Annotated in this window: 10 protein-coding genes and 1 tRNA gene; 5 read left to right on the forward strand and 6 right to left on the reverse strand. The window is 66.0% G+C overall.

Annotated elements, in window-relative coordinates; translation table 11 throughout:
• The 5 genes from IEY58_RS33975 to IEY58_RS33995 form a co-directional block, all read right to left on the reverse strand.
• On the reverse strand, positions 1-4,670 hold a 4,670-nt coding region (locus IEY58_RS33975), incomplete at its 3' end, for a beta strand repeat-containing protein (RefSeq protein ID WP_189052635.1).
• A 264-nt stretch (positions 4,671-4,934) separates the two neighbouring features.
• Positions 4,935-6,008 carry a FecR family protein gene (locus IEY58_RS33980; RefSeq protein ID WP_229744176.1) on the reverse strand — a complete coding sequence of 358 codons (1,074 nt, stop codon included), beginning with the start codon at positions 6,006-6,008 and terminating at the stop codon, positions 4,935-4,937.
• Between the two features lie 78 nt (positions 6,009-6,086).
• Entirely contained in the window at positions 6,087-6,581 is a 495-nt protein-coding gene (locus tag IEY58_RS33985) for an RNA polymerase sigma factor (protein ID WP_189052636.1), read from the reverse strand.
• Positions 6,582-6,738: 157 nt separating this feature from the next.
• Positions 6,739-7,431, reverse strand: a complete 693-nt coding sequence (locus IEY58_RS33990) for a secretin and TonB N-terminal domain-containing protein (protein ID WP_189052637.1) — start codon at positions 7,429-7,431, stop codon at positions 6,739-6,741.
• Between the two features lie 719 nt (positions 7,432-8,150).
• Positions 8,151-8,240: transfer RNA gene (locus IEY58_RS33995), tRNA-Ser, on the reverse strand.
• A gap of 231 nt (positions 8,241-8,471) precedes the next feature.
• On the opposite strand from IEY58_RS33995, the gene IEY58_RS34000 reads away from it, so the two are divergent.
• Positions 8,472-9,710: an MFS transporter gene (locus IEY58_RS34000; protein WP_189052638.1), complete on the forward strand. Its 1,239-nt coding sequence runs from the start codon at positions 8,472-8,474 to the stop codon at positions 9,708-9,710.
• 10 nt (positions 9,711-9,720) lie between these two features.
• Here the strand turns inward: IEY58_RS34000 and IEY58_RS34005 are convergent, their stop codons facing one another.
• Entirely contained in the window at positions 9,721-11,316 is a 1,596-nt protein-coding gene (locus tag IEY58_RS34005; protein WP_189052639.1) for a gamma-glutamyltransferase family protein, read from the reverse strand.
• A 181-nt stretch (positions 11,317-11,497) separates the two neighbouring features.
• Here IEY58_RS34005 and modB point away from each other — a divergent pair, with 181 nt between their 5' ends.
• The 4 genes from modB to IEY58_RS34025 all read left to right on the forward strand — a co-directional run bounded on the left by modB (position 11,498) and on the right by IEY58_RS34025 (position 14,528).
• On the forward strand, positions 11,498-12,193 hold the full coding sequence (gene modB / locus IEY58_RS34010) for a molybdate ABC transporter permease subunit (protein WP_189052640.1): 696 nt from the start codon (positions 11,498-11,500) through the stop codon (positions 12,191-12,193).
• A complete protein-coding gene (gene modC, locus IEY58_RS34015) occupies positions 12,190-13,266 on the forward strand; it encodes a molybdenum ABC transporter ATP-binding protein (RefSeq protein ID WP_189052641.1) in 1,077 nt (358 codons plus the stop codon). The genes modB and modC overlap by 4 nt, the downstream gene beginning before the upstream one ends.
• A 126-nt stretch (positions 13,267-13,392) precedes the next feature.
• Entirely contained in the window at positions 13,393-13,932 is a 540-nt protein-coding gene (locus IEY58_RS34020) for a hypothetical protein (protein WP_189052642.1), read from the forward strand.
• A gap of 74 nt (positions 13,933-14,006) precedes the next feature.
• Complete coding sequence (locus tag IEY58_RS34025) at positions 14,007-14,528, forward strand: hypothetical protein (protein WP_189052643.1); 522 nt, start codon at positions 14,007-14,009, stop codon at positions 14,526-14,528.
• The last annotated feature ends 154 nt before the right edge of the window (positions 14,529-14,682 follow it).

Genomic DNA, 14,682 nt, shown 5'->3' on the forward strand with positions numbered 1-14,682 from the left:
GTCGGGATCGCGGTCTGGCTGTAGACGAGGCTGTAGAGCCGCGTATCGCCGGTGCTGGCGAAGGTCGCGGTGCCGAAGTTCGCGAGGCCGATCTGCCCGGTCAGGTCGAGCGTGCCGGCGCGGACCGAGAGCGTGCCGTTGGCCGTGGCCAGCACCGGGGGTGCCGACGCGGCGCCGCCGAAATCCACATACGGCGCCGCGATCGACACGCGCGTGCCGCCGACGGAAGTCAGCCCCGCCGCCAGGGTCGGGATGGCCGTCGCGCCGGCCGGCAGCGCCACATATGCGGTCGCATCCGAGACGAAGGACCGGCCGAGGCCGATCGAGACGTTGCCGGCGAAGCCGACGGCGACCGGCTCATTCAACGTGGATCCGCCGAGCACACCGTTGGCCACGGCGATCGGATCGGCGGCGACCACCAGGCTCGCGATCCCCGAACCGTCGAGCCGGTCGACGGCGAACCGCTCGAAGCCGGGCGTGCTACCCGCGATCGCCTGGCCGGGCTGGAGCCCGGCCGGCATGAAGGTGCCGGATTGCTGCAGGATGATCCCGCTGGCCCGCGTGGTCGTGGTCCCCTGGAAGTTCCGCAGGTTATTAAGGACCTCCATGCTCGCCGGCGACAGCGTCAAGGTGCCGCCATCCGCCTCCGCGGCACCGCCATGGGCGATGAGCGTGCCGTCATAGAGCAGGCCGCCGACGCCGCCGAGCGTGATCGAGCCCGCATTGCTCCAGACCGGCGTCGGCACATAATTGTTCCCCGGCTGGCCGCCCGTGCCCCCGGCGAGGTCGAACGTGCCGGCGGCCCCGGACACGTCGATCGCCGACCCGGCCGCGGCGATGACGTAGCCGGTGCCGTCGAGCACCGAGACGGACCCGCCCGCCAGCACCTTGCCGGTGCGCGGCACGATCTGCCCGGACGCGGTCCAGACGGGTGTCGCCAACGGATCGAGCAGCGTGATGCCCGAGGCGTCGAGCACGCTCTCGGCGCCGAGCCAGACCGAGCTCGTGGCCGGCGTGCTGTCGGCCGCGGCACCGGTCAAGGAGATGCTGCCGCCATGGGCGACGATCGTGCCGAGGTCGGTCAGCTGGTCATAGGAGGTGAGCGAGACGGCGGCCCCCGGATCGGCCAGGATGGCGGCGCCCTGGCCGAGCAGAAGCGTTCCGGTCACGCCGGGATAGACGGGATGGGCAATGCCGAAGCCGGCCCCGTTGGTTGTGCTCCATCCCATGTACTCGCCGGCGGTCAGCGAGAAACTGGCGGCCTGGCGATGATAGGGGTCGAGCGACCCGACCGACACCAGCGAACCGTCGGGCACCGCACCGCCCGCGCCGTAGAGGTTGGTTCCGGTCGGTGCTGCCAGCAGCGCCTTGGCATTTGGAATGAAGTTCTGCTCGCTGACCGTGACGGTGGTGCCGCTCGCGATGGTCGCGTCATAGTCCGCCGTCAGGTTGTAGGCGCCGAAGCCCTGGCTGGAAAAGAAGCTCGCCGGCAGGACGAGCGCATAGGACGGGGCCGCCGCCGCATCGCCGCCGATCTGGAGGTCCAGCGTCTGCAGCGTCAGCGTGCCGCCGCCGGAAAAGCCGAAGCCGCGCAGGGTGCCGCCGAGCGTGATGGTGCCGCGCGTCGGCTGGCTCTGCGGCAGAAGCGGGGTGGCGTAGTTGCCGAAGCCCTCGTTGTACTGGAACACATAGGTCTCGAGCGAGATGCTGCCGCCCTTGCCGACGGGGATACCGTCCACCGCTTTGAGCAGCCCGTTCGGCTGGACATAGCCGCCGCTCGACACATCGAGCACGCTGCCGGGCTCGAGATCGATCGCGCCGGTGACATCGTAAGCCGGCAACGTATCGATACCCTGCAGCCCGAGCGAGTTGCCCTGGGTGATGATCGAAATGCTGCCGCCGTTGATGGTCGCAGCGCCGGTCTGCCGGTTCGGGTCGAGACCGGCATCGTTCACCCATTGCCCCGCCGCACTGAGGGTGACGCCGGTACCGATCGTGACGTCGCCGGGAAACAGCAGGGAAGCCGTGTAACCACTGCTGCTCGTGCCAAGGATATAGCTCTTGCCGGTGATGCTGATCGTCCCGCCCGGGGCCGTCAGATCGGCATTAACCTGCACGGCGCCGCCGGTGAGCGAGATCGAGCCGCCGGGCTGCACCTTGAGCGGGGCGTTGACCGCGAAATTCTTGGAGCTGTTGAAGCTCATCGCGGAGAATCCCGCCGCGTCGAGGATCGGCGCGGACAGGGTCGAGGTGTACAAAATGTTGTTCGGATCGCTCTGCGACAGGGCTTGATAGGCCGGGGTCGCGAGGGAAGTATCCGCGTTGAACCCGGGCGCAATGGCGTCGAGTTGCGTGCCCTGATCGGCGATGACGATGTTCTGCGTTATGGTCGGATTGGAGCTATTGCCGACCGACAATGAGCCGCCCTTCGGCAAGCCGCCGCCCCGGACCTGATGCAGGCCGGCCTCGGATGACGCGAGAATCTCGCCGTCGAGGATCATCGCGCCGGTTGTGCCCGTCTGGTTGAAGGGCTCGTAGCTGGAAGTGGCGAGGATGTTGAACGCCCCGCCATTGCCGCCCTGGATATAGTCCGGGACATAGGTGCCGCCGCTCAGTAGCCCGCTGCCATAAGTCTCGGTGATGCCCCAATGCGCATGGTGGACGGTGAACTGCCCGGCGATGCCGACAAAGGTATCGTTCGGATCGGCTTCGCCGATGTCGACCAGGTGGCCCGCGGCATCGACCAGGCGGGTCGTCGCGATGGTGCCGCCCAGATAATGGATATAGCCGCCCGTCAGATTCAGCACCGAGCCCGGCGCGGTGATGACCTCGCCGCCGGTCAGGCTCAGCGACCCCGCATTGACCAGCATCTGGTCGATCGTGCGCGGCATCTCATCGACATAGCCTTGCGCGTTGAGCAAGGGCGAGCCGACCCAGGCCTCGCCGTCCGCGCGCGTCCCCGTGACCGTGCTGTCGATCACCACCGTCCTGGTGAACAGGAACCCGTTGCGCTGCAAGGGCGCATCGGCGAGATCGTCCGTCGTCAGCGGCCCGATCTTGACCAGCGTGGCGGACACCGGCAATTGCACGTCCGGGAGGCCGGAAACGTCGATCACCGCCCCGCCGTCGACATAGACGCGGCCGAGGGCATCCCCGTTGATGCTGGCTGTCGACGAGACAGGCAATTGCGCCGCCACGGTCACATTGGCCCCCGGCGCCTCCACGAGCGAGCCATTGTTGAACGTGACCGCGCCACCGATGAGCGAAATCGTCCCGGGCTTGAACGACGTATCGGCCGCCTGGGTCGAGGTCGTCGTCTCGCCATCTTCTTCGGGCAGCACCGTCGTCACCGAACCGGGTGCCAGCACCAGCGGGCCGGTCCGCCGGGCGTCCGCGGAGCTGGTGGTGTCGCTCTCATCCGCCGCGCTCAAGACGATGCCGCCGGGCCGCGCGACGCTGGTGGTGACCGCAATGACACCGGCCTGGGTCACGGTGGCGCCCAGCATCGTGACGTTGCCGGTGGTGGCCTGGATCAGGCCGGTATTGGTCGCCGTGAAAACCGGCGTCTGGTCTCGCTGCCCGGAAGGATTAACAGCACCGACGAGCCCCGGGCTAAGCCAGGAGCTGGCGGCACCTGCGAGAGGGGAGTCGAGCTCAACCCCCATGCCGGCGGCGAGAATGACCTGACCGTTGGGTGCGAGGATGGTTCCCGCATTGGAGACGTTCGGCGCCGCGAGCAGCGCATAGCCGAGGCTGCCGGCCTGGATCTGCGCCCCGGCAGAGACGGTGATATTGCCATAGCTCTGCACGTCCGAAAGCGACGCGTTCGTCACGCCGAGAAACGGGGTGCCCTGGAAGCCGGTGATGCCGACGGTCAGAAACGCGTTGTTGCTCGCCTGGACGGCCGCGTCATAGGCGGCGCTGCCCGGCACCATCGACGCCAGGTTCACCGGCTCGCCCATGAACGGCAGCGAGGAGACCAGCAGCGAGTTCGTGTTGACCTGGCTGGACCCGCCGAAGATCACGCCGTTGCGGTTCAGGAGATAGACCGAGCCCTCGGCCTTGATTTGGCCCAGGATCTGGCTCGGCACGCCTGAGGGATCGACGATCCGGTTGAGCGCGATCCAGTTGTTGCCGGCCGAGCTGTTGCCGGCCGTCTGGTCGAAATGGACCGTCGTGTCCTTGCCGACGTTGAACTGAGCCCAGGTCAGGATCGCCTTCTGCGCGGTCTGCTTCACGGTGACGGTGGTCTGCCCGCCGCTCGTCGCCTGCGTCGGCAGGTTGGCGTTCTGCCAGAGGCTCGGATCCGTCCCGACATTGGGCGCCACCTGCAGCCCGCCGGCGCCGAGCCCGTTCGGCACCGTGCTCGGCGCGCTCAAGGCCAGGTTGCGGGCAGCGCTCTGGGCCGCTTGCATGGCCTGGATTGCTTGCGTCGCGCGGGCGAGCGAGTTCATCGATTGCTGCGTCGCGGCCGCCGCCTGCTGCGCCGACATGACGGCGCCCGCCGCCGCGTTGGCCGTCGCCGAGGCCGCGCCATCCGCCGCGAGAATATTCCGCGCCTCCGCCGGGGCACCGGCGGCCAGCAGCGTCATTACGCTCACGCTGGTCAAGAGTGCTGCGTGAAATGAGCGTGGAGAACGGCGCACGATATCGTTCCGACGGATGAGCATGAAGGCTCCTGTCAACGCGCTTGTTGGCGGATCAGCGAAATGGCCGAGCAGCGATGACGCGACCTGAGTCTCGGCACCGCTCTCTCACTTAGACAGACTGGCGAGACCCGCCCGACCCGACACGCGGAAACGAAAAAATTCTCCGGGGCAGCCAGCCAACAGGATGCCGGCGAAAATCTTCTATCGATAACAGGAAGTTACGCCGATGCGGCTCGGCTTCACCTTGTCGACGAAGCTTTGTCGCCGGCAAATGCTCCAGCGCCGTCAGCTCAGCAGCACGATGCCTTCGGGCAGGGACGTGACATGCGCGCCGAACGCCCCAGCCAACTGATCGATCGCCTGATCGAGCCGGTCGAGGCGGAAATTCGCCACGACCGAGCGCTGCTTGAGCTCAGCGTTCATGACGATGATCCGGCCCGGCCGATAGCGGTTGATTTCCTCGACCACCTGGTCGAACGGCATGTACCGGAAGACGAGCAAGCCCTGCTGCCACGCCGACACAACCTCTGGATCCACGGCCGCGACCTGGCTCAGCCCCGGCTCGCCATAGACGATTTGCTGGTTCGCCTGGATAGTGGCGGCCCGCCCGCGGCACGTCGCCTGGACCGTCCCTTCCAGGCAGGTCACGCGCACCGTTGAGCCGTCGAGGCGCACGTTGAAGCGCGCGTTGGCCGCCGCCACATGACCGGCTCCCGCCAATACGACGAAAGGCGCCGCCCTCGGCCCGCTCGCAGCGATTGCCGCCTCTCCGGAAATCAGTTCGATCCGGCTCTCCTCGCCCGCACCGGGGCGCAGCGCGATGCTGGTCTCCGTGTTGAGCTCGACCGAGACGGTACCGGCTAGGGTGATCCGTCGCTGCTCGCCCTTCCCGGTCCGGTAATCTGCTGCCAAGTCGGCGAAGGACGGCCACAAGGCGAAGGGCGGACGCACGATCGCGTATCCAGCTGCAGCCGCCGCGGCCGCCATTGTTCCACCTAGCAGCGCGCGGCGTCCGAGGCGCGGGCCGCCGCCCTGCTGACCGACGCCCTGCTGCCTGGCGCCCTGCTGCCCGACGCCCTGCTGCCTGGCGAGGGGCACCACCTTGCCGGCGCGGCTCACCATTTCGACCGCTGCGGGACCGAGCTTGTCCCACAGCAGATTGGCTTCGGCGAACGCCCGGCGGTGTGTCTGGCTTTGGGCGCGCCAGCGGTTGAGCGCCTCGGCGTCGGCAGCAGTCGCCTCGCCGGAAGTGAGCCGCATGACCCACGCCATAGCCTCGAGGTTTATCGCTTCGTTCCCGCGGCCAGGAGCCTCGCCCCCGGTCGCCGTCAAACGATGCTGTTTCTGCGGACCGGACACGCCCTCTCTCTTTCCGCCGCTGCCGTCGATCCAGCGGTTTCGTATTCTAGACTGTTCTGGCAAGTGCAACCCGAACCGTCATGACAAATTTATTTCGAGGCGGGCACGACAATGGGCCAAAGCACGCCTGAGTTCGCGCTCGACCATGCGGGTCGAGATCCCGAAATGCTGGGCAATGTCGCGATGCGGCAGCTCTTCCACGCGAGCGGCGACGAAAATGGCGCGACATCGATCGGGCAGCTCCTGAAGCGCATCGATGAGAGATTCGATATCCGCCCGCGCTGTCGCAATTCGTGCAGGATCGAGTTCGTCGCGATCGGCCCGACGGAGCGCGTCGATTTCGGCAAGCGTCAGGCGCCGGCTATCTGCCTGTCGACGATCTTTCGCAATGTTGAGCGCCACGCGAAAGAGGTAGGCCCTCGGATTGCGAAGCAGGCTGGGCTCGCCCGGCTGGCGCTCCAGACGCAACCAGGTTTCGTGCAATACCTCACTTGCGAACTCCGTCGAGCCGAGGCGACGAGTGAGACGGAGCTTAAGGTCGTCATAATCATCCGCCAGCAACTGCCGCAACATCACTCGGCCTCGTTCCGCCCCGGTTTTGCGAGGTCACACATGAAGTTCGCTTATCATTCGAAGAGAGATGGCTCCTGCAGAATGTTCGCAGCGGGCCGCCTGCGCAATAGTCATAAAACCGTTACGCGCTCCCAAGTGTTCGAGGTTGATATCGGCCTCAGGGACTATTGGCCGGACTGCAATCTCCTGTCGCAACGGGGGAACGCGGCAAAATAAGCACGGTTACTGGTTGCGGCAGGCCAGCCGGTGGCGGCGCCCCCACGGCGAGATTGTGCAGCATGGTCGAAAGTGCCGCATCGCGGGCATTGTTCCCGCTGGAACCAAGAAGGTTGGTTTCGGTAACCGTGCCGGAAGGGGCGATCCAGAGCTGTACGGCCATCCGGTAGGCACCGGGCTCGGTTGTCCCAAGCCGGCAGAGGGTGCGTTTCATCGCCGCTTGGATCACGGCGGAATAATCGATGTAGTCCGGCATGGGAGCTAGCTCGGCCGGCCCGGCCGAGACCTCCTCCGTCCGGACAGGGACGAGGACGAAAGCATCCGCAGCCGTGCGCCGAACCGTCAACCCGGTCCCGGCCAGCAGGTCTCGCAAGGCATCCTCGGGCGCAAAGGCACCCCTGAGCTCTGCGGACTGGCGTCCCGAGACCAGGGCGCCATCGGCTGCAACCTGAATCGCGGTCGCGGCACTATAGGCATAAAGCGCGGAGGCGAGCGGCTGAGCAGGAATATCGAGATTGACGCGCTGGGGTACGGTGGTTTGGGTGGTCCCCGCAGCGCCGACGCCCGGACTGCCCGCAAGCAACAAGCCGCAAATGATCGAGACCAGGCTGTGAGAGCGCCAGGCCTTCACCACGCCCCGATCCTGGCAGATGCCTCATTCGGCGCCTCGCGAGTTCGACGCATCTCGACAGTCATGGAGTCACGCATGGGTCGAAATGATACCGGTTCCGGATGTCGGATCCACTACACGATCGGTACCGGAGTCAACGCGCATGACCGGTGCTGCGCCGACGCCGAGCGGCGAACCCACCGCTGCGGGAGAGAGATCAAGGACGGTCGATCTGGGGCCTGAAGCAATCGATCTCGGTCGAGGGCCCTGGGCTTGCTGCCAAGGGAGGCGATCGCCGTTCTTCAGGGCCGTTCAACGGAAGTCCACGCAACCTCCCTGGCTTCCCACCTTGCATCTCGCTGTGCGGGTCGCGCAGTGACTAAAGGCGACCGATGGTGCGTCCCGTTATCAACAGACAAACGCCGACGGACATTTCATGGACCTTGTCTGCAGGCGGCTCTCGACCCGGCACAGGTCGATCTCCGGAGGCTCCGCGTCGGCCTCTCCCGCTGCGCCAAATTCGATAAGAGCAGCGCTGGTTCCGGTTCGGAAGATTGGACCTTGGCACCCCACCATGTTGTCAACCTCAGCACGGCACCCGGCGAGCCGATGACGGTGACAATGGTTGCCCAATTCACGGACGACGAATAACCTCACTAATGCAAAATGTGAGGCATCGTGTGGGGCTAGCATCTCCCGCCAAAAAGCCTCTGTCGAATATCAGATTGGATAGAAGAGAGCGTTGGCGGAGGGAGCGGGATTCGAACCCGCGATACGGTTGCCCGTATACACACTTTCCAGGCGTGCGCCTTCAACCACTCGGCCACCCCTCCGCAGGCACGGGCATGATACAGCGCGTGCGAGGCGGCGGAAACTAGCGAAGGCGGCGGCGGCGCGCAATCCCCTTGCCCCTGCGCCGGGCGAAACGCTGCCGCGCCCCCGCCCTCGGCTGCCATGAAATTCCCGTCGCATCGGCGCGGCCGCTTCCAGTATGACAATTGCATGTCACGACAGCAGGCCGCGACATGGGGGTCGCTGCGCGCGAGGGGAGCGTCGGGGGAAAGATGGACATTGCGGAACAGGTGACGGTGACGGCGCCGCCGGTGCGAGTCGACGCCTATGCCCGGCGGGCGCTCGGCGCAGCCATGCTGGGCTATGCCATGGACGGGTTCGACCTCCTGATCCTGGGATTCATGCTGAAGGCGATCTCGGCCGAGCTCGGCCTCTCCGCCGCCGAGGCCGGCTCGCTCGTCACCTGGACCTTGGGCGGCGCCGTCGGCGGCGGCGTGCTGTTCGGTGTCTTGAGCGACCATGTCGGCCGCATCCGCGTGCTCACCTGGACGATCCTGATCTTCGCCCTCTTTACCGGCCTCTGCGCGCTCGCGACCGGCTATCGCGACCTCCTTGTCTATCGCACGATTGCGGGCTTGGGGCTCGGCGGCGAGTTCGGCATCGGCATGGCCTTGGCCGCCGAGACCTGGCCACCGCAGTTGCGCGCCCGGGCGTCCTCCTATGTAGGCTTGGGCTGGCAGGCGGGCGTGCTGCTGGCAGCGCTGGTGACGCCGGTGCTGCTGCCCGCGATCGGCTGGCGCGGCATGTTCGCAGTCGGCCTCGTGCCGGCGCTTGTCTCGTTCCTGGTACGCCGCGCCGTCGGCGAGCCCGAGATCGCGGTGCGGGCCCAGCGGTCTGGTACCGGCTGGCTCGCCTCGCTCCGCCTGCTCGTCAAGGACCGGGCGACGGCCAAGGTCAGCTTCGCCATGTTCGTGCTCTGCTCGGTGCAGAACTTCGGCTATTTCGGCCTGATGATCTGGCTGCCGAGCTATCTCTCGACCCGGTTCGGCTATGGGCTGACCCAATCGGCGCTGTGGACCGGCGTCACCATCCTCGGCATGGCGGCCGGCATCCTGCTGTTCGGCGAGCTCGCCGACCGCATCGGCCGGCGGCCGGCGTTCCTCGCCTACCAGGCGGGTGCCGTCGTCATGGTGCTGGTCTATTCGCAGCTGACGGATCCGACGGCGCTGCTCCTGGGCGGCGCCGTCATGGGCCTGTTCGTCAACGGCATGCTGGGCGGCTACGGCACGCTCATGTCGGAGCTCTATCCGACGGCGGCGCGCGCGACGGCGCAGAACGTGCTGTTCAATCTGGGCCGCGCCGTCGGCGGCTTCGGCCCGGTCGTTGTCGGCAGCCTGGCCGCGGCCTATTCCTTCAGCGCCGCGATCGCGCTGCTGGCCACGATCTACCTCCTCGACATGGTGGTGACGGCGCTGCTCATCCCCGAGCGCCGCGGCGCCGTCCTCGACTGATCCTCCCCCGCTACTCCTCCTCGCCCAGCACGGCGGCAACCGGCGAGCGCAGGTGGGTCGCCGCCGAATTGAGGCCGGTGCCCTCGTCGCGCATGACCGCCGAGGGCACGGCGAAGTGGCTCGGATAGACCTGGTCCGGCACGATCTCGACCGGGAGCGTCCGGTCGATCTCGGCGATCCATTCCGGGTCCATGGCGGCGTCGACCAGCACGCGCTCGGTGCTGGCGTCGAGCCGCGGCGTCGCAAATGCGCTGTCGAGCGACAGGTCGTAGTCGATCAGCATCGAGGCGAGCTGGGTCACGGCCGACAGGATCTTGCGGCCACCACAGGCGCCAAGCGCCACCCACGGCCCGCTGTCGCGGGTCGCCACCACCGGGCACATGTTGGCGAGCGGCCGCCGGCCGGGCAAAAGCGAATTCGGCCGGCCCGGCCGCGGGTCGAACCAATTGATGGCGTTGTTCATGAGGATGCCGCTCGATGGCAGCACGATGCGGGCGCCGAACCGGGCGAGCAGCGTCACGGTGAGCGCCACCATGTTGCCGTCGCGGTCGACCACCGAGAGATGGGTCGTGTTGCCAGCCGTCCCGGCGCCGAGCTCGTTGAGCCGGGTCTCGTGCGCTGCCCGGAGCGCCTCGGCATAGATGCGGAAGGTCGCCCCGTCCGGCCGGCCGAGCGGCAGGGTCGGCAGGCGGCGGCCGATCTCGTCCAGCGCCTGGATCACCGTCGGCCCGCCGCTCAAAGGCCCGGCAAAATGGAGCCGGACGCCCTTGTAGTCGTGGACGAGCGGCTCGCGCAGCTCGGCGCGATATCCCGCGAGGTCGGCCGCCGTGATGACGCTGCCGCCGGCCTTGAGGTCGGCCGCGATGCCGGCCGCAAGCTCGCCCTCGTAGAAGTCGCGCCGCCCGGCCTCGGCGATCCGCTTCAGGGTTTGGGCGAGTTGCCCCAGCGGCAGCGCGCCGGCCGGCCGATCGGTCGGCGGCACCGCGGGCAGGCCGCCCGGCAGATAGATCGCCGCCGCCGCCGGGTCGCACGCGAGGTCGGCAGCGGCGAGCGAGATCGCGAGTGCGGAATGCCAGTCGAGCGGCAGGCCGATCTCGGCGAGCCGGATCGCCGGCGCCAGCACCTCGGCCAAGCTCTTGCGCCCCAGGCTCTCGAGTGCGAGGCCGAGGCCGTCGACCGCGCCCGGCACGACCGCCGCCTCATAGCCGCGATCGTTGCGGCCGTCCTCGACCGCGGGCCAGCCGAACATGGAGGGCGCGGCCGTTGCGGACGCCAGCGGATAGCGCGCGGGATCGAGCCCGGCCGGCGCCACGGGGCCGAAATCGACGACGGTGACCTTGCCGGTCTTGGCCTCGGCCGCGACCATGAATCCCACGCCGCCGATGCCGCTCATCCACGGTTCGACCACACCCAGCGCGAAGGCGGTCGCGACCGCGGCATCGACTGCGTTGCCGCCGGCGCGCAGCAACTCGACGCCAGCCGCTGCGGCCAAGTGATGCTGGCACGCGACCAGACCGCCGCGGCTGGTGCGCGCCGGCTTCGCGACGCTCCAGGCCTCGGTCCGCCAGGAGGCCGGAGGCCAAGCCGAATTCGTCACAAGGGTCATGGGTGTCTCCCGTTTCGGGTCGATCTCATGCGCTGCGGCAAAGGCTTGGCGCTAGTCGGTCGCCTCGACGGCGACAGGACCGGCAGTATAGCATCGCGATCGACCGCCGCCAGACGCGGCACCGCCAGACACGACGGGGAATTTCCTTTTCCGTCCAACCTTCAGGACCGCCGCCACCCCCATGCCGTTCTTGACCCCGCTCGAAGCCGAGGCGTTCGAACTCAGCCTGCGCATCGGCGTCTGGAGCGCGGTCGTGAGCCTGCCGCCGGCGCTCGCCGTCGCCTGGGCGCTGGCGCGCGGCCGGTTCCGCGGCCGGCTGCTGCTGAGTGCCATCATCCACCTGCCGCTGGTGCTGCCGCCGGTCGTGACCGGCTATGCACTCCTGCTGCTATTCGGCCGGCACGGGCCGATCGGCGCCTGGCTCGAGAGCTGGTTCGGCCTCGTCTTCGCCTTCCGCTGGACCGGGGCGGCACTCGCCGCCGGCGTCATGAGCTTCCCGCTCGTCGTCCGTGCGCTGCAATTATCGATCGAGGCGATCGATCCGGGGTTGGAGCAGGCGGCGGCGACGCTCGGCGCCCGGCCGATCCTCGTGTTCCTGACCGTGACCCTGCCGCTCATCGTCCCGGGGCTGCTCGCCGGTGCGCTCCTCGGATTCGCCAAGAGTCTGGGCGAGTTCGGCGCCACCATCACCTTCGTCTCGAACATCCCGGGCGAGACGCGCACGCTCCCGATCGCGATCTACTCGCTGCTGCAGGTGCCAGGCACGGACGCGGCCGTGCTGCGCCTGTCGCTGCTCTCGGTCGCAGTGTCGGTCGTAGCCGTGTTCGGCTCCGAACTGGTGGCGCGCCGGCTCAGGCGCCGGGCGGCCGGCGCATGAGCCTTGTCGTCGACGTCGCCCTCGCCCGGCCCGGCTTCACGCTCGAGGTCGCGTTCGACAGCCCCGGCAGCGTCACCGCGCTGTTCGGCCGGTCCGGCGCCGGCAAGAGCACGATTGCAGCGCTCTTGGCCGGCCTCGTCCGACCGGACAAGGGCCGCATCGCGCTCGATGGCGAGGCGCTGGTCGACCGCGCCGCCCGCGTCTTCGTGCCGCCGCATCGCCGGCGGATCGGCTATGTGTTCCAGGACGGGCGGCTGTTCCCGCACCTCTCCGTCCGCCACAACCTGCTCTACGGCGCCTGGTTCCAGGGCCGCCGGGCGAGCAATATGCCGCTCGCCGACATCGTCGAGCTGCTGGGCATCGGCCATCTGCTCGACCGCCGGCCCGCGACGCTCTCGGGCGGCGAGAAGCAGCGCGTCGCGATCGGCCGGGCGCTCCTGATGGCGCCCCGCCTCCTGGTGCTCGACGAGCCGCTCGCCTCCCTCGACCAAGCGCGCAAGGACGAGATCCTGCCCTATCTGGAACGGCTCCGGGACGAGACGCGGCTCCCGATGGTCTATGTCAGCCACAGCCGCGAGGAGGTCGTGCGGCTGGCCGACCAGCTGGTCATGATCGAAGCCGGCCGGGTCACGGCGGCCGGGCCGATCGGCGAGGTCATGAGCCGGTTCGATCCGGCGGCCGGAACAGAGCCCGGCGCCGTGCTGGCGACGCGGGTCAGCGCGATCGATGCATCGCACGAGCTGGCGACCCTCGATTTTCCGGGTGGCCGGCTGACCGTGCCGGCCGGGCGGCTCGCCCTCGGCCAAGCTGTGCGCGTGCAGCTGCGCGCCCGCGACGTGGCGATCGCGACAGCGCCGCCGACCGGCCTCAGCATCCTGAACACGCTGCCGGCGACGATCGTCGACATGACGGCGGTCGGCCCGACCGCGGTCGGCCTCCGGCTCGATTGCGGCGGCACGATCCTGGTCGCCGAGATCACGCGCCTCTCCGCCGAAACCCTGGCGCTCGCCCCCGGCAAGCCGGTCCATGCGCTCATCAAGAGCGTGTCGTTCGATCGGCCGATGGAGGGGTGATCATGCAGAACGAAAAATCTTGAAATTCCACAAAAATTATTGCATTCACGAACAAAACAACCTAAAGGCGACGGAGTCTGTTGCAATTTCCCTCTTGGCAGCAAAGAATTTATTTGAGAGTTTGCTATGAATATGAAAGCACTTTTTTCAATTGCGACATTGCTACTTATGGTGCTGTTGGGCGGGTGCAAGCAGGCGAGCACTAATATCTATTCGGTAAAATCAGATAACTACGATCATACACCTCAAAGCATATTTGTCGGAGCTGCGTTCGGCGACACCCGCGCCAAAGCCAATTCCGGCGAGCCAGCCAGCAATCCTCTTATGGCGTTCAGAACTAGAATATCTAGCTCTTTAGAAGCTTGCGGCATTCGAACAAACGTCGAATTTAGTGAAGGCAATACAGCTACAGTCACCGTTCCGCCGGGCGCCCGAGATCCAGAGGCAATTCTCTTAATTCGACTGGTGTCGCAAACTGTAAGCGTTGGCGCTCCAGTTGTTGGCGCATACCATGCGGAAATGATCGACAGATCCAGCAAAAAGGCCATTTGGCAGGCAGACATAACAACAATAAGCGGACATAATTTTTACGATATTCTCGCAAAATCGCTTATAGATCGCATGATTTCCGACAAAATATTACCGACCTCGTGCGCAGCTAGCTAAATGCATTTGTGCTTCTTGCGTTCACTCCTGAGCTCGAAAAACCATCACGATATATCAACTTAAGGCGATGTTCCATGAAGCGCAAATTTGTATACATATCATTTCTATTACCATTAGCGATATTGATGGGGTGCACGAGCACCGTTATCAAGTCAGCAAGATCGACCAATTACGACAAGGTAGAAAAAAGTCTATTTATAGCTGCGTCGTTGATGGATGACTCCTTCGGCATAACTGGAGGAGAGAGAAAGAAAGCTTTCGCCGCCCTCTTTCGAAACGATCTTCAGGCATGCGGAATAGATTCTCGCGTCGAATTTGTAGAGAATACCGCCCTTCATCTGGAGATAGATAAGAAAATAAAAGAGTTTGAACCGAACGCCGCGTTATATGTTCAATGGGAGCATGTGGGATTATCTGGGAGAATCTTTCATGCAGATCTGATAGATCAGAAAAGCAATGTCAATGTTTGGAATTCAAATATCGATATAGCGGAAGGCTTGGAACTCGATACAGCTAGCGCTCTTGTGAAATCGCTGATAAATCAAATGACTGCCGACAAAGTTCTTCCGGCGGGCTGCGCGCTATCGACTGCATAATTGTCGAGACGAAGCAAAAATTCTATTGTCGTCCGTGAAGAACCCGCCTGAGCGATATTTCAGGCGGGTTTTGCGTCTGTGCCGTCGGCGGGCCAGACCTGGATCCAGGCACACAAGATCGCTGTGAACCACCTCAGCAGGAGGTGGAAATTGA

It is taken from the genome of Aliidongia dinghuensis, assembly GCF_014643535.1.
In the GTDB taxonomy this organism is placed as follows: Bacteria; Pseudomonadota; Alphaproteobacteria; order ATCC43930; family CGMCC-115725; genus Aliidongia; species Aliidongia dinghuensis.

Coding starts and splice junctions, on each gene's coding strand:
- IEY58_RS33985 (WP_189052636.1), bottom strand. CDS start 6,581: ATGTTGCGGCAGTTGCTGGCGGATGATTATGACGACCTTAAGCTCCGT.
- IEY58_RS34000 (WP_189052638.1), top strand. CDS start 8,472: ATGGACATTGCGGAACAGGTGACGGTGACGGCGCCGCCGGTGCGAGTC.
- IEY58_RS34005 (WP_189052639.1), bottom strand. CDS start 11,316: ATGACCCTTGTGACGAATTCGGCTTGGCCTCCGGCCTCCTGGCGGACC.
- modB (WP_189052640.1), top strand. CDS start 11,498: ATGCCGTTCTTGACCCCGCTCGAAGCCGAGGCGTTCGAACTCAGCCTG.
- modC (WP_189052641.1), top strand. CDS start 12,190: ATGAGCCTTGTCGTCGACGTCGCCCTCGCCCGGCCCGGCTTCACGCTC.
- IEY58_RS34020 (WP_189052642.1), top strand. CDS start 13,393: ATGAATATGAAAGCACTTTTTTCAATTGCGACATTGCTACTTATGGTG.
- IEY58_RS34025 (WP_189052643.1), top strand. CDS start 14,007: ATGAAGCGCAAATTTGTATACATATCATTTCTATTACCATTAGCGATA.